Below are 24,553 nucleotides of genomic sequence, written 5' to 3' on the forward strand. Positions count from 1 at the left end.
AAAAAAAGCGGGTATTCCCGCTTTTTTTTATAAAGAAAAAGAAGTGCTGGTTGTAAGCACTTCTTTCTATTATTATTTTTGATTTTGCTTCCACTTTGTAAATTCAAGAAATTCACGAAATTGTTCTTTGGAGACACCAGAGTTCATTGCATCTTTAACGAGTTGTGTCCATTCGGAGTCTAGGTTAGTTTCCTTTGTTGTTTCATCATGAAGTAAAGTATCAACTGGAATTTGTAGAACTGCTGCGATCTTTTCAAGAAACTGAATGGAAGGGTTTTTTTGTAAATTTCGTTCTATAGAACTAATGTAAGATTTAGCAACGCCAGCTTTTTCGGCAAGTTCAGTTAATGAAATCCCTTTTTGTAAACGAAGGCGTTTTATACGTTCTCCAATCATATTTGCGCACCTTTCTATCAATATGTAGTTGTCTTATGATGTTATTATTATAACATAAACTTCGTTAAAAAGAACAAACCTATTGAGCCTGACTGGATGGCTTCATACGTTGGAAAAATTGCTCGATGTCTTGCATGGCGATACCGGCATCTAGAGCTTCAAGTATTAAATCAATCCATTCTTGATCCAGTGCGTCTGTCTTATCTTTGTACAAATGTAATTCCTCCCTAATTATCGGTCATAATTGCTGCTACAGAATACATGATAATGAAATCCGATTTTGTGTTTTATATAGTGAATTATCAAATATTGTGTAGATGAAACAAAGATAAAATCCCCATTAAACTCCCTCTATGGAAATTATAAATTGTTCGATAAAAACTTTCAATATTTTCAGAAAACATTGTTGAATTGTGATATATTCGTATGCTAACTATGAAATTTTTACAAATATATTAAAAACATTACATAATATGACTAAATATTGAAAAAATATTGAATTTTTAATAAAATTTAATTTGTAATACATATTATTTATTAGGGGAGGAAATAAGGGATGAACAAGAAACCGTTCAAAGTTTTGTCATCAATCGCATTGACAGCTGTATTAGGCCTTTCATTCGGAGCTGGCACTCAATCTGCATATGCTGAAACGCCTGTGAATAAAACAGCTACGAGCCCAGTGGATGATCATTTAATTCCGGAAGAACGTTTAGCAGATGCATTAAAAAAACGTGGGGTAATTGATTCGAAGGCTTCAGAGACAGAAACAAAGAAAGCAGTCGAAAAGTATGTAGAGAACAAAAAGGGTGAAAATCCTGGGAAAGAAGCAGCGAATGGGGACCAACTTACGAAAGATGCATCCGACTTTTTAAAGAAAGTGAAAGATGCGAAAGCAGACACGAAAGAAAAATTAAATCAACCAGCAACAGGCACACCTGCAGCGACAGGCCCAGTTAAAGGCGGTCTAAATGGTAAAGTACCAACTTCTCCAGCGAAACAAAAAGACTATAACGGTGAAGTTCGTAAAGACAAAGTACTCGTTTTACTTGTAGAGTACGCTGACTTTAAACATAATAATATCGACAAAGAGCCTGGATATATGTATTCTAACGATTTTAATAAAGAACATTATGAAAAAATGTTATTCGGCAACGAGCCATTCACATTAGATGATGGAAGTAAAATTGAAACGTTTAAACAATATTACGAAGAGCAATCTGGTGGTAGTTATACTGTAGACGGAACAGTTACAAAATGGTTAACAGTTCCTGGTAAAGCTGCTGATTACGGTGCAGATGCTCCGGGCGGAGGCCATGATAATAAAGGACCAAAAGGGCCACGTGATTTAGTAAAAGATGCATTAAAAGCAGCTGTAGATAGTGGTATTGATTTATCAGAGTTCGACCAATTTGATCAATACGATGTAAATGGTGATGGGAATAAAAATCAACCAGACGGTTTAATCGATCACTTAATGATTATTCATGCGGGTGTTGGACAAGAAGCAGGCGGTGGTAAATTAGGCGATGATGCAATTTGGTCGCACCGTTGGACAGTTGGACCAAAGCCATTCCCAATTGAAGGTACACAAGCGAAAGTACCATATTGGGGTGGAAAGATGGCAGCATTCGACTACACAATTGAACCAGAAGATGGAGCAGTTGGTGTATTCGCACATGAATATGGTCACGATTTAGGTCTTCCAGATGAGTACGATACACAATATAGTGGTCAAGGTGAGCCGATTGAAGCTTGGTCTATTATGAGTGGCGGAAGCTGGGCTGGTAAAATCGCTGGAACGACGCCAACGAGTTTCTCACCACAAAATAAAGAGTTTTTCCAAAAAACAATCGGTGGTAACTGGGCAAATATCGTAGAAGTAGATTACGAGAAATTAAATAAAGGTATCGGTCTAGCGACATATTTGGATCAAAGTGTTACGAAATCAGCAAGACCAGGCATGATCCGTGTTAACTTACCGGATAAAGATGTTAAAACAATTGAGCCAGCATTTGGTAAACAATATTATTACAGCACAAAAGGTGACGATCTTCATACGAAGATGGAAACACCGTTGTTCGATTTAACGAATGCAACGAGTGCAAAATTTGATTTCAAGTCATTATATGAGATTGAAGCAGGTTATGATTTCCTTGAAGTACACGCTGTAACAGAAGATGGTAAACAAACGTTAATTGAAAGACTTGGTGAGAAAGCAAATAGTGGAAATGCAGATTCGACAAATGGAAAATGGATTGACAAATCATATGATTTAAGTCAATTCAAAGGCAAGAAAGTAAAATTAACATTTGATTACATTACTGATGGTGGTTTAGCATTAAATGGATTCGCTCTTGATAATGCTTCATTAACAGTAGATGGTAAAGTAGTATTCTCTGATGACGCAGAAGGTACACCACAATTAAAATTAGATGGTTTCGTTGTATCTAACGGAACAGAGAAGAAAAAACATAACTACTATGTTGAGTGGAGAAACTATGCTGGGGCAGATAACGCGTTGAAATTTGCTCGCGGTCCAGTATTTAACACTGGTATGGTTGTATGGTATGCAGATTCAGCTTATACAGATAACTGGGTTGGTGTACATCCAGGACACGGTTTCCTTGGTGTAGTTGATTCTCATCCAGAAGCAATTGTTGGTACTTTAAATGGTAAACCAACAGTTAAGAGTAGTACACGATTCCAAATCGCTGATGCAGCGTTTTCATTTGACAAAACGCCAGCTTGGAAAGTCGTATCTCCAACGCGTGGAACATTTACGTATGATGGCTTAGCAGGCGTACCGAAGTTTGATGATTCTAAAACGTATATTAATCAACAGATTCCAGATGCAGGACGTATTTTACCGAAGCTTGGTTTGAAATTTGAAGTAGTAGGACAAGCTGATGATAATTCTGCAGGTGCTGTTCGTTTATATCGTTAATACTGTAAAACTACCGAGAGATTTTCTTTCGGTAGTTTTTTTGTGAGCAATGAATTTTATATAGCTGAAAAAGTCATATATAATGTAACCTTAAGAATAGAAATTTGTTATATATGAAGTTTATATAAATAATGAAAGAATTGGATAAAAATAGTGGGAGAAGGTGAGTGAATGAGTATTTCCTCTATTGTAAGTAGGCAAAAGGAATATTTTTTAAAAGGGCATACGAGAAGCATCGAAATGAGAAAGAATAATTTGAAGAAGCTTTATGAAGGCATTCAGCGTTTTGAAGAAGAAATATTTCAGGCATTGAAATTAGATTTAAATAAGTCAGTTCACGAGTCGTTTACAACGGAAGTTGGATATGTATTAAAAGAGATTTCCTTTCAATTGAAACATATGTCATCGTGGAGTAAACCGAAACGAGTTCGAACAGCACTTACTCATTTTGGATCAAAAGGAAAAGTAGTGCCAGAACCGTATGGTGTGACGCTTATTATTGCACCGTGGAACTATCCTTTTCAATTAGCAATTGCACCACTTGTAGGAGCACTGGCAGCTGGAAATACAATCGTTTTAAAGCCGTCAGAGTTAACGCCAAGCGTTTCAAAAGTGCTTAAGAGAATGTTAGATGAATTATTCCCGGAAGAGCTTGTAGCGGTAGTAGAAGGTGGCGTTGAAGAGAGTACATCTTTGCTGAAGGAACCGTTTGATTATATTTTCTTTACTGGTAGTGTTGGCGTTGGAAAAGTTGTAATGGAAGCAGCAGCGAAACAGTTGACGCCGCTCACTTTAGAACTTGGCGGGAAAAGTCCTTGTATTGTACATAAAGATGCAAAGATAGAGATGACAGCAAGAAGAATTGTTTGGGGAAAGTTTTTAAATGCAGGGCAGACGTGTGTAGCGCCTGATTATATGTACGTGCATTCTTCCGTGAAAGAAAAGCTAATTGAGGCACTGCGACATGAAATTACAGAGCAGTATAGTAAAGAACCTTTACAAAATGAAAATTACGTGCGTATTGTAAGTGAGCGTCATTTTGAACGATTATGTGGATTCTTACAAGATGGTCAAGTCGTAATTGGTGGAAACTATGAGAAAGATACTTTACATATTGAACCGACAGTACTAGCGGATATTACATGGCAAGATGCTGTTATGGAAGATGAAATTTTTGGTCCGATTTTACCAATCATAGAGTACGACAATATAGAAAATGTAATTGGCACAATCCAGCAACATCCGAAGCCGTTAGCGTTATATGTATTTTCTGAAGATAAAGAAGTACAAAAGAAAGTGACGAGTAATATTTCATATGGTGGAGGCTGTATTAATGATGTTGTCTATCACCTTGCTACGCCATATTTACCTTTTGGGGGTGTTGGAAGTAGTGGATTAGGGGGTTATCATGGGAAAGAAAGTTTTCGGACTTTTTCACATTATAAAAGCATTTTAGCCCAATCTACAGCATTCGACATGAAAATTCGTTACTCTTCTACAAAAAGTGCTTTAAAATTCATACGAAAGTTGTTAAAATGATGATGGTGTTTATCAGTAGGCGTAGCCGTATGATAATAGCCCCTTCGCAATGGAAGGGGTTTTTCTGTTCGACGTTATGTATCAGGCGAAAATGAATCAAACATACTACATAAAGAATAGAAACGAACGCTTGCTAAATAACCATTTTTGTTTGGATCGAAACAAAAAATAGTCTATAGAACATAAATATTTATTCATGAATATAAAAATTTAAAATTTAAGGTAGATAGGACGGGAAAATGAAAAAGATTATTAAAGTTGAAGCAGTTGAAAAACATTTTGGAAATCAAGTGATTATCCCACCTCTTTCTTTAGATATTAAAGAGGGAGAGTTTTTAACAATTTTAGGGCCGAGTGGCTGCGGGAAAACGACGTTACTTCGTATGATCGCAGGATTTGAAACTCCAACTAAAGGGAATCTTTTATTAGATGATGAAAGAATTAACGATTTGCCGCCATATAAGCGTCATATGAACCTAGTGTTCCAACATTACGCACTATTCCCACATATGACAGTAGAGAAGAATATTTGTTTTGGTATGAAAATGCAGAAAGTATCAGCAGCAGAGCAGAAAGAGCGTGCTGAAGAGGCAATGCGTTTAACGCAGTTACTTGAGTTCCGTAATCGTAAACCTGCGAAGCTTTCTGGTGGACAACAGCAGCGTGTTGCAATTGCAAGAGCGATTGTAAATAATCCGCGTGTATTACTATTAGATGAGCCACTTGGAGCGCTTGACTTTAAGTTACGAAAAGACTTGCAACGTGAATTGAAAAACTTACAACGTAATTTAGGAATTACGTTCATATACGTAACGCACGATCAAGAAGAAGCAATGAGCATGAGCGATCGTATTGTAGTTATGAATAAAGGACATATCGAACAAATCGGAACACCGAAAGAAATTTACAATAAGCCGAAAACATTGTTCGTTGCGACATTCATCGGTGAAAATAATATTGTGAAAAACGGGGAAGGCTATGTAGCAATTCGCCCTGAAAATGTAAAAGTACGTTCGGTTGAAGAGTCAATTTTAAAAGAATACCATCTTGGACATATTGAAGATATCGAGTTTGTCGGAAATATGGAGAAGCTTTATGTACGTGATGAGAAAACATCAGAATTACTAATGGCATATCAAACTGCTGAAGAGGCAGCACAGTGGAGCATTGGAGATAATGTATATGTAGGCTGGGAGCAAGAGGACGAGGTGACCTTAAATTGAAAAAAGGGAAATTACTCGCACTACCTACAGTCGCGTGGCTGTTAATTTTCTTCCTAATCCCGCTCGTATTCGTATTAGGATTCGCCTTCATGCAGCGCGGAGCTTACGGGACAGTAGAAATGCAATTTACGCTGGAGAATATATCCCGTGTGTTTGATCCATTATACTTAGGAACGTTATGGGAAACTGTTAAAATTGCAGTTATTACAACAGTAATATGTTTATTAATTGGTTATCCGTTTGCGTATACAATTACAATTGTTGACCGCAAATACCGCTCTATTCTTTTATTATTGGCAACGATCCCGTTTTGGATTAACTTTCTTGTTCGTTCATACGCATGGATTGTTATTTTACGTTCACAAGGTCTTGTGAATACGTTGTTATTAAAGCTTGGCATTATTAGTGAACCGTTAAATTTATTATATAATACTCCTTCTGTAATACTCGGAATGGTCTATTCTTTATTACCATTTATGATTTTACCAGTGTATGCAGCAATTGAGCAGCTGGATAAGCGTAAGCTAGAAGCTGCTTATGATTTAGGAGCAACACCAATAAAGGCATTTTGGAATATAACAGTGCCGATGACGATGTCAGGAATTGCGACTGGTTCTATTTTAGTATTCGTTTCTTCTATCGGAATGTTTGTTGTATCAGACGTGATGGGCGGATCGAAAGTAGCATTAATCGGAAACGTTATTCAAAATCAATTCTTAGGTGCACGTGACTGGCCGTTTGGATCTGCGTTATCGATTATCGTTGTTCTATTCTCTGTTCTGTTAATTTACTTATATTATCGTGCAACGAAAGTATATAAATATAATGAGAACGGAGGGGAATAGGCAAAGATGAAGAAGTTTTTAGTTTCTTATTCTTGGTTAATTTTGTTATTCTTGTATTTTCCAATGATGGTTTTAATGGTCTATTCTTTCAACGACTCTCGCATTAATGCGGAGTGGGAAGGTTTTACATTCCATTGGTATACAGATTTATTTCAAAAACAAGATGTTATTGATGCATTTGTAAATAGTATTACGATTGCAGTTATAACAACGATTGTGACAACGGTACTTGGTGTATTCTTTGCAATCGCTTTACATCGTTATAAATATCGTTTTGAAGGGGCTATTAATGGCCTTGTATATTTACCAATTTTAATTCCTGATATTTTAATGGGATTATCTTTACTAATTCTTTTCAGCCAGTTAGGAATGGAACTTGGACAAACAACGATTATTATTGCACATATTACATTTAGTATTTCGTTTGTTGTTGTTATTTTAGCTGCGCGTCTTTCAAGTATGGGACGTGACTTAGAAGAAGCTGCAAATGATTTAGGAGCAACGCCTTGGCAAACGTTTCGTTATGTAACGTTCCCAGCAATTGCACCGGGAGTTATTTCGGCAGCATTATTAACATTCACATTATCAATTGATGATTTTGTAATTAGTTTCTTCGTATCAGGACCAGGATCAACAACATTGCCACTATACATTTACAGTATGGTTAAGCGCGGAGTATCACCAGAAATCAATGCTCTTTCTACAATTTTAATTGTTGCTATCGTAGGATTAATGGTTCTATCTGAAATCTTCCGGAATAAAGGTGCAGATGGTGAAGAAAACTCTGGAGGACACCTTCCTTTATAATACGAACGATATAGAAAGTACAAGGGGGTAATAAACCGATGAAATTAATGAAAAGAATAGCTGGCGCAGCAATTAGTTTTAGCCTTGTTGCTGGTGTGCTTGCTGGTTGTGGTGAAAAGAAAGAAGAATTAAATATTTATAGCTGGGCTGACAATTTTGATGAGCAAGTGCTAAAAGATTTTGAAAAGAAATATAATGTGAAAATTAACTATGACAAGTACGCAAGTAATGAAGAAATGCTTGCGAAATTACAAGCTGGTGGCGCAAAGTATGACTTAATCCAGCCGTCGGATTACATGGTTAAAACAATGGCGAAAATGGACTTATTAGCGCCGTTAGATAAAAAGAATATCCCGAATATCGAAAATATGGTTTCTAATTTCAAAACACCTGCGTTTGATCCAGAGAATAAATATTCTTTAGTGTACACTTGGGGTGTAACAGGGATTGCATACAATAAAAAGTATGTGAAAGAAGCACCTACAAGCTGGGCGGACTTATGGAATGAGAAATATAAAGGACATGTAACGTTATTGAACGATTCTCGTGAAGTATTAGGAGTGGGTCTTAAGAAGCACGGGTTCTCAAACAGTACGAAAGACGATGCACAATTAAAGACAGCAGCAGATGATTTAAAGAAGCTGCTTCCAAACTTATTAGCATTTGATACAGATAACATTAAACAAAAATTCATTACAGAAGATGCTTGGATCGGAACAGTTTGGTCTGGAGATGCAGCATTTATCGCAAAAGATAATAAAGATGTAGAATATGTTGTACCGAAAGAAGGCGGCACAATTTGGGCTGATACGTTAGCAATTCCAAAAGGTGCAAAACATAAAGAGCTTGCTGAGAAATTTATGAACTACTTACTAGATGAAAAAGTAAGTGTGAAAAACTACGAGTCAATTGGTTACAGTAATCCAAATGAAAAAGCTCATCCTCTTCATAGTAAAGAATACCGTGATAATCACATGATTTTCTTAACGAAAGAAGAGTTAGATCGTACAGAATGGCTTGTTGATGTAGACGATAAGTTAAAAGACTATGATCGTTACTGGACAGAGCTAAAAACAAAAGGTAAATAAGTAAGGAAATGCGGTTTCTAAAGTAGAAATCGCATTTTTTCATAGTAGGAGGAAATCGTTTGAAGAAGAAGTTACATCAGTATGAGGTAATGTGTATCGGTTTGTTATTTGCTGTATTTGGTATTGTTGCTTGGCGCGTACATGCAGGTGGCGTTACAGTGATGGATACATATGTCCGTGGATTAGTAAGAGGGCTACAAACGGAAAGTTCTCTTACATTTTTCTCGTACTTTACAAAATTGGGATCAGCAATTGGGATAGTCGCTACGCTCGTTATAAGTTTGCTTGTTTTTTGGAAGAAGCGTTATTATGCTGCGATGATTGTATATCCAATGGGAATTTTAATAACACATCTTGTGAATAAAGGGATAAAAGAGAGTGTAAAGAGAGAACGTCCGTCATTAAATGAAGCGCTAGATGCACTTGGATATAGTTTTCCTAGTGGACATGCAATGCTATCGATTATGACATTTGGATTTCTTACTTATATCATTGCTGCTAATTTGAAAAGTGTAGCTGGGAAATGTGTCACAACAATTTTGATGGGTATAGTAATTTTATCGATTGGATTAAGTAGAGTCATTTTAAATGTACATTATCCAACTGATATTTTAGCTGGTTACTGCGTAGGTGGTATTTTGTTAATTATCGCGATTTACTACCATCGTTTACTTACTGAGAGATTAGGGCTTAATAAAGAGAGATAGAAAAACGTCTGGAAAAACTATTATTATAGTTTTTCCAGACGTTTTTTGTTTATATCAAGATGTGATACAGTATAAGTGACAATTGAATTATTTAAAGTAGGTGAAAATGTGTGAAGACAAATGTACATAAAGTTGATAAGTGGGGGAAGTTAGGAGCCTTTTTGTATCAGTTTCGTTATACCGTAATTGTAACGTTACTGTTGCTCGCAATCGCACTTGGGATTTTTGCTCCAAAGCTACCGGGAGTATTAGGTGGTGACGGTTTCCAAACGGAAGGCGACTATCAAAAAACGAAAGAAATTTTAGATAAAGATTTTAAGAAGTCTCAAGATACGCTGCTGCTCATTTTTGAGAAAAATAAAGATGCTTCGCATGAGGAATTTAAAAAGCGAATAAATGAAATTGTAAAGAATGTTCAAGAGAAAGAGAACTATGAATCTTTCCATCACCCAATCCAAAATAAAGAAATGCTACAAGATGACATCGGTTATGCGACAATTTTATTTTCCGGGAAAACAAATAAAGAAAGAATGGAAAAGACATTACAATTTGCTGATGAGATTGAGAAAGAAAGTAATGTAGCATTAAAAGTAACACCTACAGGATTTCCGAAAATTAATAAAGAGATTAATGAAAGAACGCAAAATGATTTAAAAGTAGCAGAAATGATTGGATTACCAATTGCGTTTCTTGTATTACTATTTTCGTTTGGTAGTCTTTTGGCATCAATTTTACCGATTTTGAATGGGGCGCTTAGTGTTATTAGTACGATGGGGATATTGTATTTCATCGGTGTTGATAAAGAACTATCTATTTTCGTGTTAAATGTTGCACCGATGATTGGACTTGCATTATCTATTGATTTTGCGCTATTATTTGTGAACCGTTTTCGAGAGGAAGTTGCTAAACGAACGGTAAAAGAAGCGATAACAATTACATATCAAACGGCAGGACGTGCGATTGTATTTTCAGGATTATGCGTATTTGTTGGATTATCTGGTTTGTTTTTCTTTAAGATAGATTATATTCAATCTGTCGCGATTAGCGGAATGATTGTTGTCATTATGAGCATTTTATTCTCACTCACACTTCTTCCAGCACTATTATCGTTAATCGGTAAAAGAATATTAAAAAAGAATCAAGTAGCACATACGCCGGCAAAAGCATGGCGTAAATTTGCACAATTTGTGATGAAACATCCAATTGCAATGATTATTGTTGTTACAACATTTATTGTTATTTGCTTATTACCGTTACGTACAGCTAATTTGCAGTTCCCTGGTATTGAAGCTTTACCTGAAAAGAGTGATACAAGGATTGCATATGAAAAGTATGAAGAAGCATTTAATGAAACTGTCAAAACACACGCTGATGTTACGTTAGTTGTAGAGACGAAAAAAGATATGAAAGAAAAAGAAAGTCTACAAAAGATAGAAGAAGTCGTTCAAAAGTTAAAAGATGATAAGAAAGTACATGAAGTAAGAAGTTTATACGACGGGTTAACTGGAATGAAAGCAGATCAAGTTGTTGGAATATTGCAGTCGCCAGAATCAGCGAAACTAACTCCTGTATTTGAAGCATACACGCAAGGGAATAAGACGACGATAGAAATCTTTTTGAAAACAAAACCACGTACAGAGACTGCAAAACAGTGGGTACGTGACTTTAAAAAGAACTATAAAGAAACGGATGTTACGTATTATCTAGGCGGAATGACGACGTTTCAACAAGAATTAGAAGATGAAATTAAAGATAAAGTTGTAATTGGTATGTCTGTTATATTTGGATCGACCTTTGTTATATTATTATTTGCATTCCGATCTATGCTCATTCCAATTAAGGCAATTGTTATGAATATACTTAGTTTAAGTGCAACCATTGGAATTGTTGTTTGGTTATTTGAAGGTGGTCATTTCGGTTTAGAAGCGAGTCCGGTTCTGTTTGTCTTACCAATCTTCATTTTTGGCCTCGTATTTGGGCTTAGTATGGATTATGAAGTATTTCTTATTTCACGTATTCATGAGCTCTATGAAGAAACAGGAGATAACGATCAAGCAACGTTAGAAGGGCTCGTTTCAACAAGTAGAATTATTACATCAGCTGCTTTAATAATGATTGTTGTAACTGGTGCATTCGCATTTACTGATATTTTACCAGTAAAGCAGATGGGTCTTGGCGTTGCATTAGCAATATTTCTTGATGCAACAATTATTCGTCTTATGCTCGTACCAAGCTTAATGAAGTTATTTGGAGACTGGAACTGGTGGTTACCATTTCGAAAAAAACGAGAAAAAGCATCGTAAAAAATGCTCATCAATATGATGAACATTTTTTATGAATAGCAAAGCCTACATTTTGCAAATAGTATGTGATAAGAACATTACATAATAAGTAGGTGAAGGCAATGTTTCGTTATTTTAAGTTTAAGTTAAATGATACAGTACAGTTTGCCGAGAACGATGGGCATATGTATCGCATTGTCGGTTATCGGTTAGAAAAAGGATTTTATCCAAAAGATGAATGGACTCATATCATTTATGAACTACTTAGAGAATTTGACGGGTATACGATGGATGCAGAAGAGGAAGAACTTGTAAAGGTCGTTCAAGTAGAGGATGAGTATTACAAAATACAAGAAGTATCAGGTTATCGCTATCCAGTAAAAATGAAACAAAAACAACAAGTGATGAAAATAGAAAAGATGGACGATTTATTAGATGCTTACAATGATTATAAAAGGTTGGCGGATTTCTTTAAAGATTTATCGTATGAACAAAAAGCTGAAGAAGTATTATTAGAAATGAAAAGACTTAGAGCTTGAGGGGCAGTCTATTATAAGACTGTCCTCTATTTTTGACAGTGCATCAAAGTGTGTTTTCCGTTACAATGAGAGAATCAATAGAAATAAGGTGATAAACAGTATGGAAACAAAGAAAAAGGGCGAATGGTGTGAAATTATCGTTCCAGCTAAATGGAATGGTATAAGTATTGAATCGGTATTAAAAGTAGAATGGGAAATACCGAAAAAGCTATTACATCAGCTTCGTATGGAAAAAGGTGTTACGGTTAACGGGGAACAAAGAAGATGGAATGAGCTTTTAAAAGAGAACGATAAGTTACAAGTCCATATGTTTGCGGAGGAAGAGTACGGTGTAGATCCAGAATATGGTGAATTACATGTAGTATACGAAGATGATCACGTACTTATCGTAAATAAACCAGAGCAAATGGACACACACCCTGCTGAAAGAGGTGGAACCGGGACGCTTGCAAATCTTGTTGCTTTTCATTTTCAAATGCAAGGTTTAGAGACGAAGGTGCGTCATATTCATCGTTTAGATAAAGATACGACAGGTGGTGTCGTGTTTGCTAAGCATAGAATTGCTGGTGCAATTATGGATCGTCTATTAATGGAAAGAAAAATTAAAAGAACGTACGCAGCGCTCGTTGAAGGGAAAGTAAAGAAGAAACAAGGAAAGATTGATGCTGCTATCGGAAGGGATCGCCATCATGCTACAAGGCGTCGTATTTCTCCAAAAGGTGACCAAGCTATCACATATTATAAAGTAGAAAAGTATTTTAAGAAGCAAAACACGACTTTCGTAACGTTACAATTAGAAACGGGTAGAACACATCAAATTCGTGTTCATATGAGTCATAATGGTAATCCACTAGTTGGGGATGTATTATATGGTGGACAAACAAAATATATGTCCAGTCAAGCATTGCATGCGATGAAGATAAATTTCTTGCATCCAATTACGAAAGAAGCAATTGAAGTTGATGTGCCGTTTCCTACAAAGTTAAATAAAAAAATAAAAGAATTTCAAAAAGAAAATGCGTAAAGTATAAGTTTTAACTTGAAAAAAGTAGATTTTTGCAGGGATTTCTCTAAAAGAAGCGAAGCCGTTAAGAGAAAAGAGAGGTGAGAATCACTTGATCAAATATAAGTATGTACTTGGAATATTTTTCGCTTGTCTTTTACTTACTCTATTTCTCTATCCCTATTTACCAAATCGTATGGCAGTACATTGGAATGTAAATGGTGAGCCAAACGAGTTTATGAGTAAACAAGTTGTTGTAGCATTTATTCCCTGTTTTATTATTTTTTCATATGGATTTTTGTATATTATTTCACATAATATATTTAAGTTTAATGAAAGAGGGCATGGTATTATAGGCGGCTTTATAAAGAAAATTACGTTATTTATGTTGTTTATTCATATGCTTATCCTCTTTATTAATTTTAGGAAGGTGATATCCTTTCAAACAGGATTAACGATTGGGATTAGTATGTTTCTTTTTATGCTGAGTAAAGAATTTAAGAACATAAAAGGCAAAGAAAAAGAAAAAGAAAAAGACCCAATTAAATTACAAAAAATTCGTTTAGTGAGTAGACGAATTTTTCAAGTGATGGCATGGGGCATATTGTTTTCATTGTTTTTGAACTTAGAGTGGGGATTTTATGTATTGCTTAGTATAATAAGCTGTGGATCTATGTTGTTTATGTTATATATTTTCTATTCATACATAATAGAAAGCTATGAAACTTAAAAAAGAGTCTTCTCATTATGAGAAGACTCTTTTAATCTATTTACTTCGTAATAAATTGTTGTGTCCAGTAGTTGCCGCTTTCTACATAACCAACACCGATGTGAGTGAAGCCGTTATTTAAAATGTTTGCACGGTGTCCAGCGCTGTTCATCCAAGCTTGTACTACTTCTTCAGGTGTACGTTGGCCTTGAGCGATGTTTTCACCTGCAGATGTATAAGAAATACCAAATTTCTTCATCATATCAAACGGAGATCCGTATGTAGGGCTGTTATGATCAAAGTAGTTGTTTTTTTGCATATCTTCAGACTTAATACGTGCTACTTTGCTTAATTCAGTATCGATTTTTAGTGCTGGTAAGCCTTGTTTTGCACGCTCAGCGTTTGTTAATTCAACAACACGTTGTTCGAACTCACTTAAAGATTTTGCTTCTTCAGCAGGCTTTTGCTCAGCTGGTTTTTGTTCAGCAGGTTTTTGAGTATTGTTGTTTTCAGCAGGTTTTTGAGCTTCTGGTTTTTGAACTTCTTCAGCAGGCTTTTGCTCGGCTGGTTTTTGTTCAACTGGCTTTTGAGTTTCTGGCTTAGCTGTTGGTTGCTCAGTTACAACATTTTCAGTAGGTTGTTGACCAGGAATGAAGCAGTTTGGTTGGAAGTTTCCTTGTTGCCATTGTGCTAATGATTCAACTCCCATAGATTGTAAGAATGCTTGTAATTCTTGTTGGTTCATTTGTTTCATCATCACTTTTGAATGCTGAATATTTTGAACCTTTACGTTAGATGGTTGTACTGTTGCAGCTTGTGCATCTAGAGAAGATACTCCTAAAGTAAGAGCTGTTGCAGCAGCTACAGATAATAAAACACGCTTTTTCATGATGTGTGTCCCCCTATATAAAGTTTTAATTTGTTTTCACACGATTTGTTTTTGACAGCCTGTCTGACTGACAAATTCATCGTAGCATACAATTTGCGAGAAAAAAGATGGAAAAAAATTCATAGACTTTAAAATTACCTAATTTATCCTAAGAGAAGAAGGGAGCAAAAATAAGAGAAATATAGAGTATAAAAGGAATTTATAGTGTTTTTATACTTGGTTTTAAGAGGGGGTTTTTGGATAAAGTTACCTAAATAGAAAATGAAGAATCCTATTGTATCAATGGTTTGAACGATTTTTTGAGGAATATAATGGATTGATTTTTACAAAACTGTAATGTTTCTGTTGTTCTTTTTTATAATAAAGTAACATATTTTTAATGTTGTAGCAGACAAAAAAGCGGCTATCTCTTTACATAGACGAAGGAGATAGCCGTTTTCCTATTATTACGTATGTTACGAGTTATTACGAGTTAGTTTCAATTGCTTCTAATAATAAATCCACAATGTGAATTCCTCTCATTTTATGAGAAAGCCCTTCTCGCTCAATGCCCAATTTCATTTGTAATAAACAACCTGGATTTGCAGTAACAATGGTTGCTGCTTCTGTTTCATGCACACGGTCCATTTTGTAATCTAGAAATTCCATTGATAACTCTGAATGAACAATATTGTAAATACCAGCAGAGCCACAGCAACGATCGGCATCTTTCATTTCTCGATATGTTGCACCTTGGATAGCCTCTAGTAACATACGAGGTTCAGAAGATGTGCGCATAACATTGCGTAAATGACAAGAGTCTTGATACGTAATAACTTGCGGCGTGAGTCGTAAGTCAGTTCGCTTATGGAAGTCTAGTTCTACTAGTATAGCAGTAATATCTTTAATCTTAGAAACAAACTGCTTAGCACGTTCAGCCCAATCCGGATCATCCTTTAAAAGATAATCATAGTCTACAAGATAAGCCCCGCAACCACCTGCATTGGTAATAATATAGTCGATGTTTAAATCTTCGAATGCTTTTATATTTCGCTTTGCTAATTCTTTTGCTCCACTCTTTTCACCAGCATGTCCATGTAATGCACCGCAGCAACTTTGTGTTTTTGGAATAACGATATCACAACCAGCTAGTTGAAGAAGTTTCATCGTTGCGTTATTTGTTTCTAAAAACATCGTATCCATTAAGCAGCCTGTGAAGAATGCAACTTGTTTTTTCTTTGTACTTTCTGCAGGTAAAAATGAAGGACGATCTTTCATCGCTTTCATTTTAGGGACTTTTGGTAAAACGAGATCCATCGTTGCAAGTGTTTCAGGGAATAACTTCATAATCCCTGTTTTATGTGTTAGCGTTTGTAAACCAGAACGTTGATAAAATCCGATTAGTCCAGTTAATGTTCTCATTCGATTTTGATGGGGGAATAATCCTTCAAAAACGACTTTTCGAACAGCTTTCACTGGCACCGAGAATTTTTTATTTTGATTAATAATATCACGAGCTTCTTCTAATAAATGGCCATAATTTACACCAGATGGACAAACAGGTTCACAAGCACGGCAACCAAGACAAACGTTTAATGTATCTTCAACATCTTCATCTGGTTCGATTAAACCATCAACGACAGCTTTCATTAATGCGATACGTCCGCGCGGTGAATGTGACTCTTTATATCCGGATTGAATGTAGGTAGGACAAGTAGGTAAACAAAAACCGCATCGCATACAGTTTAGTAATTCATCTTCACTTAATCGTTCTTTAAATTCTTTTTGAATATTTTCTTTATTCAATGTCGTCATCGCTCAACCACCACTCTTTTTCGAGTGTCTTTCGCGAACATTTTTCCAGGATTCATAATGTTATTTGGATCGAAAGCTTGCTTTATTCCTTGCATAGCTGCAATACCTTCCTTACCTAATTTCATTTCTAAATATGGAGCTTTCATCGCACCAACACCATGTTCACCAGTAATTGTGCCACCAAGTTCAATTGCTTTCGCAAATATTTCAGCAAAAGCTTGTTCAGCTCGGTGCATTTCTTCTGCATTACGAACGTCTGTCATACAAGTTGGATGTAAGTTACCATCACCAGCGTGCCCAAACGTACAAATAGGAATATTATATTTTTTTGCAATGGTATTAATAGCTTCAACCATTGGAGCTATTTGTGAACGTGGTACAGTTGCATCTTCTAATATTGTAGTAGGTTTTAATCTTGCAAGCGCTGATAGGGCACTACGACGAGCGGTACGAAGCGCATCTGCTTCTGTTTCATCTTTTGCAACACGAACATCAACCGCATTCATAGAGTGACAAACGTTAGCCATTTTTTCAATATCTCGATTGACTACTTCGGGCGGACCGTCTTGTTCGATTAATAAAATTGCTTTTACATCTGTAGGTAAACCGATTTGTGCAAACTCTTCTACTACTTCAATTGTCGGTTGGTCTAAAAACTCCAGTGTTGCTGGAATGATTTTATTTGCAATAATAGAAGAAACAGCACGTGCAGCTTCATTAATATCTTCATATAATGCAAGCATTGTTTTCTTTGTTTCAGGCATAGGAACAAGTTTTAATATGGCTTCTGTTACGACGCCGAGTGTTCCTTCAGAACCGATAAATAAACGAGTTAAATCGTAACCAGCTACATCTTTTGCTAATTTACCACCAGTGCGAATAATATCACCATTTGGTAAGACAAGTTCAAGCCCCATTACATAATCACGTGTTACGCCATATTTCAAACCGCGTAATCCACCTGAGTTTTCATTAATATTACCGCCGATTGTAGAAATTTTCATCGAGCTTGGATCTGGTGGATAAAATAAACCTTTTTCTTCTACCGCTTTAATAATATCAAGTGTAATGACACCAGCTTGTACAGTAATTGTTAAGTTTTCTTCATCAATTTCTAAAATATTGTTCATATGGCGGAAAATAAGGACGATACCGCCTTCAAGTGGACATGTTCCTGCGCAAAGATTTGTTCCAGACCCGCGCACATACACAGGGATTTTGTAAGTGTTACATACTTTTAACACTTCAGCTACTTCATTTGTATTACGAGGAGCAATGACTGCATCAGGCATTGCTTGGAAGTTTGGAGTGGCATCATAACTATAAGTTAAACGCCCCATATTGGATGTATCTACATTATCTTCGCCAACAATAGATACGAATGAATGAATAATTTGTTTTTCTAACATTGGAAATCCCCCTCAAACTGTTAACGTGTTTAGTTATAATAAACAACGTGGTAACAGTGCTTTCATTATAATGATAAAAAAGTCGAGGGATTCTTTCTATGTATAATCATCTAAAGATTAATCTGTTTTATCGTTCTTTTTTGTATGATTATCTAATAGGAGGAGTGCGAAGTATAAAACGTTTAAGTCTTTGAATTGTTTTGGATCAAGTCCTGTATGTTCTTCAATCTTTTTTAGCCTATAATGTAAGGTGTTAATGTGTATATGTAATTGTTTAGCTGTCTGTTTATAAGATTGGTTATAATCGATAAATAAGCGTAAAGTGTGCATAAGCTCAGGAGATGATAGTAAGCTTTCGATGGTACGCTCTAGAAATTGTTCACGCGTTTCGGCAGAAATATCTTGTAAACACATTTCTAAACGTAAATCTTCATTAAATACAATTTTTTTCGTTTCCAATGATACAGAAAGAGCACGTAATGCTTGTTCGTAACATATGTTCATATTGTTTGGGGTAACTGTTTGCCCAATCCCGATATATAAAGGAATAGAAAATAAAGCTTCGCAGTCTTGTTTTAACCGTTTTAAAAACTGATAAGTTTGTTCTTTGGAGCTCATCGCTGTAAATAAAATAAAACGATCATTTCCCCAGCGAACAAATAGATGCTCTTTTGTTAAAATATTTCGTACATGTTGCCATATTTTACGCTGGAGCATTGTGTCATTTTTGCCAATAGAAAACAAAACAAGTTGTTTTTTCTTATATAAATCAATGCCAAGTGTTTTGGCACGATCAAGAAAACTCGGGGACCACTCTGTATTTTGAAGCCAATCAAAGACAAAAGCTTCATAAGAACGGTGCTCAAGTTCTAATTGCTCTAAAAAGTAGTTTTCATGAATTAATAATTCGGTCATCTTACGCAATATTTCTCCGTAGCGTGAAATGTTTTCAGGTTCTCCGGTAATCCCAATGACACCGATTACTTCATCATGAAATAATAGAGGAAGATTCATCCCAGCCTTTACACCTTGCAATCGCCTTTCATCTTCTTTTGTAATGATGACGGTTTTCTTTTGTTTAGCGCAGCGGAGTGCACCTTCATGAAATTGGCCAATTCTTTCTGTATCTGTACTTGCGATAATAACGCCTTCTATATTAATGATAATTATATTTTCTGTAATTAGTCTGCGTACTTCTCGTACAATTTTATTCGCTAAATCAGGAAATAGCATAATTGACACACCTCAAATTCTATTTGTTGTACATTATATATGTAAATTGAGTAAGAAAGGGGAATTTCACACTTTCCACACATTTATTTGTTATTTTACAATTATAACGAAATCATCTGAAGGTGGAGGGAATCTTTTGAGAAAGTATGTTTTTCTTCTCTGTTTTTTATTTCTATTAGTAGGGTGTCAAGGAAGTTCATATACACCAATTGCTAAAGATAAAAATGTTATTATAACTACGAATATAAAAGAAGGCAGTATTAGTTTTATTGATAAAAAAGATAAAAAGTTAATTACGACATGGGAACTAAATGAGCCAATGGCTGGAATCACACTGCTTCCAAATGGCGATGAAATACTTGTATACGGTAAGCAATTAGAATATATGTATGTATATTCACTAGCGGAAGGAAGGCAAGTGGAAAAATATAAAACTGGAAAGGGCATTGTAAATGTGGTCGTATCAGCAGATAAAAAACAATTATTTGCTGCTGATCAAAATGTTCAAAAGGTAAGGTTCTTTACGATAAATGGGAAAGAGACAGGAAATGTTTCAACAGGAAAAGGGCCTATAACGATGGTAGAGTATCAGAATCGGTTATCTGTACTAAACTTTTATGATACGAAACTAACGACAATTGATACGAAGAAAAAAGAAGTTGTTCAATCCTTTATGATTCCGCCAGCATCAACAGGAGCGACGATTAGTCCTGATGGGAAAGAAATATGGATTGGCGGGCATGGTGATGGAAATCAAGTGAATGAGAAAGTATTAGTGTATTCTTTACAGAGCGGTGAAATGGTACGTTCTTTACACGCTCCATTTATGCCTGTGAACATAACGAAAGATAATAAGTACGTATATGCATTAAGCCACGGTTCGAATATGCTTAGAAAATTTGATATTAGTACGTATAAAGAGGTAGCTTCCGTTGAAATAGGCTCAAATCCATTTGCATTTTTGAAAAGCGGAGCAGAAGGATATGTAGCAAGTTATGATAGTGATGAAGTGTGCGTCATGGATATGAAGAGTATGAAAATAAAACAAACAATTAAAGTCGGAAAAGGACCGTTTCAACTCATAGAGAGGGAAGGGAAGGACAATGAATAAATATAGAGTGCTAGTTGTAGATGATGAAAGTGATATGAGGCAGCTTGTTGGAATGTATTTGGATAACTTTGGATATGAGTGGGGAGAAGCTGAAAACGGAAAAGAGGCTCTTAAAAAACTAGAAACGGATCATTATGATTTCGTTGTATTAGATATAATGATGCCAGAAATGGATGGACTTTCAGTTTGTAAAGAAATTAGAAAAACGTCAGATGTGCCGATTATATTTTTAACCGCAAAAGGTGAAGAGTGGAATAGGGTGAATGGCTTACGTATGGGAGCAGATGATTATATTGTAAAACCGTTTAGTCCTGGTGAATTGGTTGCCCGTATGGAAGCTGTACTAAGAAGATATACAAAGCAAGAACAGCAAGAAGAGATTCAATTTGGACCAATTCTTATCAATGAAAAAAGCAGACGAATTGAGGCGAATGGTGAGTCGATTTCTCTTACTGTAAAAGAGTTTGATTTACTATATTTTCTTTGTCAGCATACAGGACAAGTATTTAGCCGGGAGCAATTACTTGAAAAGGTATGGGGATATGATTATGCCGGAAGTACAAGAACAGTAGATACGCACGTGAAAACGATGCGCTTGAAGCTTGGAGAAAGTGGAAACTACATTCAAACTGTTTGGGGTGTAGGCTATAAATTTGAGGTGTAACATATGTTTACGATGGTACAAAAACTTTGGCTTACAGTAGTATGTGCAGTATGTGTAACAGTGTCCTTTCTTTATTTCGTATCTTTATACTCGTATGAAAAGTTATACGTTGATAATTTAAAAACTTCGTTAGTAATGGAAGGGAAAAGTCTTGCTGCTCAATATGATAAGCGTGAAGGAATATCAACTTTTGAAGAGAAAGTAAGATCGTTTGATCAAATATCTAGTTCAGACGTTATTTTCGTATCTAATCCGCGTGATTTAAGCGCATGTTTGCCTTTTGATGTGCATCATCATTCTCTTATAAGTGAAGGAGATAGGCAAACGCTATTAGATGGGAAAACTGTGACAAAAATAGGATATGAAGAACATTTTGAACGTAATATTATGGGGGTTGTCATTCCTGTATTGGAAAATAAAAAATTAGTCGGAATTGTCTATTCGTATATTCCTTTAAAAAGTATAAAAGATTTAATCTATGATATGGGTCTTATTTTAGCACCGCTAGCAATTGCTATGATTTTAATTACGATATGGGTTGGAAGAAAAATTATAATTGCAATTACGAAGCCACTTTCGCAAATGGAGCGGGTTGCAAATCATTTGGCTACGGGAGATTTTTCGGAGCGGATTACAGTTTCTTCAGAGGATGAAATTGGACGATTAGGAAAAGCATTTAATAAAATGGCAAATTCATTAGAAACAGAAGATGTAAAGCGTAAGGAATTTTTAGCAAATGTTTCGCATGAACTTAGAACACCACTTAGTTATATAAAAGGGTATAGCGAGGCTATTTTAGATGGTGTTGCAAAGGGAGCTCAGCAGGAAAAAGTAACTCAGCTAATTCATAAAGAAGCAGGTCGTATGCAGCGTCTCGTTCATGACTTGTTAGACTTAGCACAATTAGAAGGTGAGCACTTTCCGTTAAAGAAGCAACCTATCGTTTTTTCACAGCTGATTGAAGACGTATTAGATACGTATGAGATTAAGTTTATAGAAAAGGAAATTCATATTTCAACCAATTTAAATCCAGAGGTCATTGTCATGATTGATGAGGATCGTATGCAACAAGTGCTTCATAATGTGTTAGATAATGCGATACGGTATACAAATCAAAAAGGAAATATCGTTATAACTTTAGAGCAAATCGATGATTACTGTGAATTAAAAATAAAAGATACAGGAATTGGCATTGATATAGAGCATTTGGAGAATCTTGGGGAACGCTTTTACCGAGTTGATAAAGCGAGAAGTCGTCAACATGGTGGAACAGGTTTAGGCCTTGCTATTGTGAAACAAATTGTTCATATACATGGTGGACAGTGGAAAATTGAAAGTGAAAAAGATAAGGGAACAACGGTTATTATTAAACTGAATGTACAGGATGAGGGGGCATGTTCTAATTTTTAGGGCATGTTCTTTATATTGAAGAAAATATTTATCCCGCTATTCTCCGGTCAGTAAGACCCTCACCTCAAAATTCAGCGGAAGCAAAGAAGTTAGGTGGAGGCACTGCTGCCCGTAAAAGCCCGATTGGTGAGGGCTAATAATCAGTGGGGGATGAACAAAACCCTCACTGATTAAAGTTTCACTTTATACGTAAAAATATAAATTAATATGTAATAAATATCGAAAATTTGACTATTTTATGAACAAAACATTTGTACTTCTTATCAATTCGGTCTAAAATAGTTATGATGCAAAGTTCTTATAAATCGTTTCAATTGTTGTTTGGAAGATACTGAGGTGATTTAACTGGAGTACAAATCTATTAAACCGAAAAAAATTTACGAAGAAGTATCTGAAGCTATTTTAACAATGATTAAAAATGGTACGTTAAAACCTGGTGACAAACTACTCCCTGTGCATCAATTAGCTGAGCAGTTTCAAGTTGGCAGATCTGCTGTTCGTGAAGCGCTAAGTGCGCTAAGAGCGATGGGCTTAATTGAGATGAAACAAGGAGAAGGTACATATGTGAAGAACTTCGATTCTTCTTCATTAACGAAATCATTAAACAATAGATTATTAATGAAGAAAGAAGATATTTTGAATTTATTAGAAGTACGAAAGGTGCTTGAAGTGGGGGCAGTTCGAGTAGCGGCGGCAAAACGTACGGAAGATAATTTACAAAATATGAAACATTGGTTAGATGAAATGGCAAAGAGCATTGGAGATGAAAAGGCTGGCGAAAAAGCCGATTTTCAATTTCATATGGGAATTGCAGAGTCTTCGCATAATAGCATTTTGCTTGAACTCATGAATCATGTTTCAGAGATGATTGCTGAAACGATTGGTGAATCAAGACGCATTATTTTATATGGTGAACAAACGACATCAGAACGACTTATAGAAGAGCATCAAGTTATATATGATGCGGTGTTAAAACAAGATGTAGAATTAGCGCAGCAAGCAATGCTAGATCACTTAACAAATGTAGAACATATTGTCACAGGTAAAAACGATATAAATTCGTAATTTAATCTTTTAAAAATTTAATTTTCTGATAAAATAGAGAAAGGTTAAGTAAGCGTTTTCTTTAGAAGAGGGAGAGGATAGGCCATGGTTGAGCCTATTTCTTCTCTGCTAAGTCATCTGATGACCATATGTTTGTTGGTGAAGTTGTAAAAAGGGGGAGTAATAGTTATGAAAGTTACTTTATTTGTTACTTGTTTAGTCGATATGTTTGAAACAAATGTCGGTAAAGCAACGGTTGAAGTGTTGGAGCGTTTAGGTTGTGAAATTGAATTTCCAGAAGCGCAAGTTTGTTGTGGTCAGCCTGCTTATAATAGCGGCCATGTAGAAGCAGCAAAAGAAGCAATGAAACATATGATTGAAACTTTCGAAGATGCAGAATATATTGTTACGCCATCTGGTTCTTGTGCGACAATGTTTCATGAGTATCCACATGTTTTCAAAGATGATCCAAAGTGGGCTAAACGTGCACAAAAAGTTGCTGATAAAACTTATGAATTTACACAGTTTATTGTGGATGTTTTAAAGGTTACTGATGTTGGTGCAAGTTTACCAGGGGTCGCTACTATTCATAAATCATGTCATATGACACGTATGCTTGGAATAAAAGAAGCACCAGGAATTTTATTATCAAATGTAAAAGGATTAACTGTGAGAGATTTGCCAAACGTGCAAAATTGTTGCGGGTTTGGGGGAACGTTTTCAGTTAAGATGACTCCAATTTCTGAGCAAATGGTAGACGAAAAAGTAGATAGTGTAATGGAAACAGGTGCAGATTATTTAATCGGTGCAGATTGTGGGTGTTTGTTAAACATTGGCGGACGTATTGAGCGTTTAGGAAAAGAAGTAAAAGTAATGCATATTGCTGAGGTACTGAATAGTCGCTCATGAAGGGG

General features: G+C 35.7%; 22 protein-coding genes. 16 read left to right on the plus strand and 6 right to left on the minus strand.

Going from position 1 to position 24,553, the window contains the following annotated elements:
* Window positions 1–72 precede the first annotated feature (72 nt).
* Together ACXKY9_RS05860 and ACXKY9_RS05865 are read right to left on the minus strand one after the other, a co-directional pair.
* Complete coding sequence (locus ACXKY9_RS05860; protein WP_000578885.1) at window positions 73–396, minus strand: helix-turn-helix domain-containing protein; 324 nt, start codon at window positions 394–396, stop codon at window positions 73–75.
* 79 nt (window positions 397–475) lie between these two features.
* On the minus strand, window positions 476–610 hold the full coding sequence (locus ACXKY9_RS05865; RefSeq protein WP_000276219.1) for an anti-repressor SinI family protein: 135 nt from the start codon (window positions 608–610) through the stop codon (window positions 476–478).
* A gap of 342 nt (window positions 611–952) precedes the next feature.
* On the opposite strand from ACXKY9_RS05865, the gene inhA1 reads away from it, so the two are divergent.
* From inhA1 to ACXKY9_RS05920, 11 genes are all read left to right on the plus strand, one after another.
* Window positions 953–3,343 (plus strand): M6 family metalloprotease immune inhibitor InhA1, encoded by a 2,391-nt coding sequence (gene inhA1, locus ACXKY9_RS05870; protein WP_001035947.1) that lies wholly within the window; start codon window positions 953–955, stop codon window positions 3,341–3,343.
* 171 nt (window positions 3,344–3,514) lie between these two features.
* Complete coding sequence (locus ACXKY9_RS05875; protein WP_000028382.1) at window positions 3,515–4,882, plus strand: aldehyde dehydrogenase; 1,368 nt, start codon at window positions 3,515–3,517, stop codon at window positions 4,880–4,882.
* Between the two features lie 239 nt (window positions 4,883–5,121).
* Window positions 5,122–6,105 (plus strand): spermidine/putrescine ABC transporter ATP-binding protein PotA, encoded by a 984-nt coding sequence (gene potA, locus ACXKY9_RS05880; RefSeq protein ID WP_000720336.1) that lies wholly within the window; start codon window positions 5,122–5,124, stop codon window positions 6,103–6,105.
* On the plus strand, window positions 6,102–6,950 hold the full coding sequence (gene potB / locus ACXKY9_RS05885; RefSeq protein ID WP_000715500.1) for a spermidine/putrescine ABC transporter permease PotB: 849 nt from the start codon (window positions 6,102–6,104) through the stop codon (window positions 6,948–6,950). Before potA ends, potB begins: the two co-directional genes overlap by 4 nt.
* A gap of 6 nt (window positions 6,951–6,956) precedes the next feature.
* Window positions 6,957–7,757, plus strand: coding sequence for a spermidine/putrescine ABC transporter permease PotC (gene potC, locus ACXKY9_RS05890; protein ID WP_000714192.1), 801 nt, complete (start codon window positions 6,957–6,959; stop codon window positions 7,755–7,757).
* Window positions 7,758–7,795: 38 nt separating this feature from the next.
* Window positions 7,796–8,845, plus strand: a complete 1,050-nt coding sequence (gene potD / locus ACXKY9_RS05895) for a spermidine/putrescine ABC transporter substrate-binding protein PotD (RefSeq protein WP_000772485.1) — start codon at window positions 7,796–7,798, stop codon at window positions 8,843–8,845.
* A gap of 59 nt (window positions 8,846–8,904) precedes the next feature.
* Window positions 8,905–9,552: a phosphatase PAP2 family protein gene (locus ACXKY9_RS05900; RefSeq protein WP_000727794.1), complete on the plus strand. Its 648-nt coding sequence runs from the start codon at window positions 8,905–8,907 to the stop codon at window positions 9,550–9,552.
* A 110-nt stretch (window positions 9,553–9,662) separates the two neighbouring features.
* Window positions 9,663–11,855 carry an MMPL family transporter gene (locus tag ACXKY9_RS05905; protein ID WP_000856440.1) on the plus strand — a complete coding sequence of 731 codons (2,193 nt, stop codon included), beginning with the start codon at window positions 9,663–9,665 and terminating at the stop codon, window positions 11,853–11,855.
* 101 nt (window positions 11,856–11,956) lie between these two features.
* The gene (locus ACXKY9_RS05910) at window positions 11,957–12,373 is read left to right on the plus strand and encodes a hypothetical protein (RefSeq protein ID WP_000490301.1); all 417 of its coding nucleotides are present in this window, start codon (window positions 11,957–11,959) and stop codon (window positions 12,371–12,373) included.
* 100 nt (window positions 12,374–12,473) lie between these two features.
* Window positions 12,474–13,397 (plus strand): RluA family pseudouridine synthase, encoded by a 924-nt coding sequence (locus ACXKY9_RS05915; RefSeq protein WP_000448324.1) that lies wholly within the window; start codon window positions 12,474–12,476, stop codon window positions 13,395–13,397.
* 91 nt (window positions 13,398–13,488) lie between these two features.
* Window positions 13,489–14,106 (plus strand): DUF1648 domain-containing protein, encoded by a 618-nt coding sequence (locus ACXKY9_RS05920; RefSeq protein ID WP_000598998.1) that lies wholly within the window; start codon window positions 13,489–13,491, stop codon window positions 14,104–14,106.
* Window positions 14,107–14,146: 40 nt separating this feature from the next.
* Here the strand turns inward: ACXKY9_RS05920 and ACXKY9_RS05925 are convergent, their stop codons facing one another.
* The 4 genes from ACXKY9_RS05925 to ACXKY9_RS05940 all read right to left on the minus strand — a co-directional run bounded on the left by ACXKY9_RS05925 (window position 14,147) and on the right by ACXKY9_RS05940 (window position 19,419).
* Window positions 14,147–14,974 carry a CAP domain-containing protein gene (locus ACXKY9_RS05925; protein WP_000747593.1) on the minus strand — a complete coding sequence of 276 codons (828 nt, stop codon included), beginning with the start codon at window positions 14,972–14,974 and terminating at the stop codon, window positions 14,147–14,149.
* Between the two features lie 465 nt (window positions 14,975–15,439).
* On the minus strand, window positions 15,440–16,768 hold the full coding sequence (locus ACXKY9_RS05930) for a (Fe-S)-binding protein (protein ID WP_000209617.1): 1,329 nt from the start codon (window positions 16,766–16,768) through the stop codon (window positions 15,440–15,442).
* Window positions 16,765–18,177, minus strand: a complete 1,413-nt coding sequence (gene glcD / locus ACXKY9_RS05935; RefSeq protein ID WP_000890763.1) for a glycolate oxidase subunit GlcD — start codon at window positions 18,175–18,177, stop codon at window positions 16,765–16,767. The genes ACXKY9_RS05930 and glcD overlap by 4 nt, the downstream gene beginning before the upstream one ends.
* A 117-nt stretch (window positions 18,178–18,294) precedes the next feature.
* Complete coding sequence (locus ACXKY9_RS05940) at window positions 18,295–19,419, minus strand: CdaR family transcriptional regulator (RefSeq protein ID WP_001999325.1); 1,125 nt, start codon at window positions 19,417–19,419, stop codon at window positions 18,295–18,297.
* Window positions 19,420–19,546: 127 nt separating this feature from the next.
* Between ACXKY9_RS05940 and ACXKY9_RS05945 the strand changes: the two genes are divergently transcribed.
* The 5 genes from ACXKY9_RS05945 to ACXKY9_RS05965 all read left to right on the plus strand — a co-directional run bounded on the left by ACXKY9_RS05945 (window position 19,547) and on the right by ACXKY9_RS05965 (window position 24,548).
* The gene (locus ACXKY9_RS05945) at window positions 19,547–20,521 is read left to right on the plus strand and encodes a YncE family protein (protein WP_001234146.1); all 975 of its coding nucleotides are present in this window, start codon (window positions 19,547–19,549) and stop codon (window positions 20,519–20,521) included.
* Window positions 20,514–21,185 carry a response regulator transcription factor gene (locus tag ACXKY9_RS05950; protein ID WP_001046400.1) on the plus strand — a complete coding sequence of 224 codons (672 nt, stop codon included), beginning with the start codon at window positions 20,514–20,516 and terminating at the stop codon, window positions 21,183–21,185. The genes ACXKY9_RS05945 and ACXKY9_RS05950 overlap by 8 nt, the downstream gene beginning before the upstream one ends.
* 3 nt (window positions 21,186–21,188) lie before the next feature.
* Window positions 21,189–22,595 carry a sensor histidine kinase gene (locus ACXKY9_RS05955; RefSeq protein ID WP_000494819.1) on the plus strand — a complete coding sequence of 469 codons (1,407 nt, stop codon included), beginning with the start codon at window positions 21,189–21,191 and terminating at the stop codon, window positions 22,593–22,595.
* Between the two features lie 375 nt (window positions 22,596–22,970).
* A complete protein-coding gene (locus ACXKY9_RS05960) occupies window positions 22,971–23,660 on the plus strand; it encodes a FadR/GntR family transcriptional regulator (RefSeq protein ID WP_254904472.1) in 690 nt (229 codons plus the stop codon).
* Window positions 23,661–23,828: 168 nt separating this feature from the next.
* Entirely contained in the window at window positions 23,829–24,548 is a 720-nt protein-coding gene (locus ACXKY9_RS05965) for a (Fe-S)-binding protein (protein ID WP_000869150.1), read from the plus strand.
* Window positions 24,549–24,553: the final 5 nt, after the last annotated feature.

The organism is Bacillus sp. 2175 (assembly GCF_057812155.1).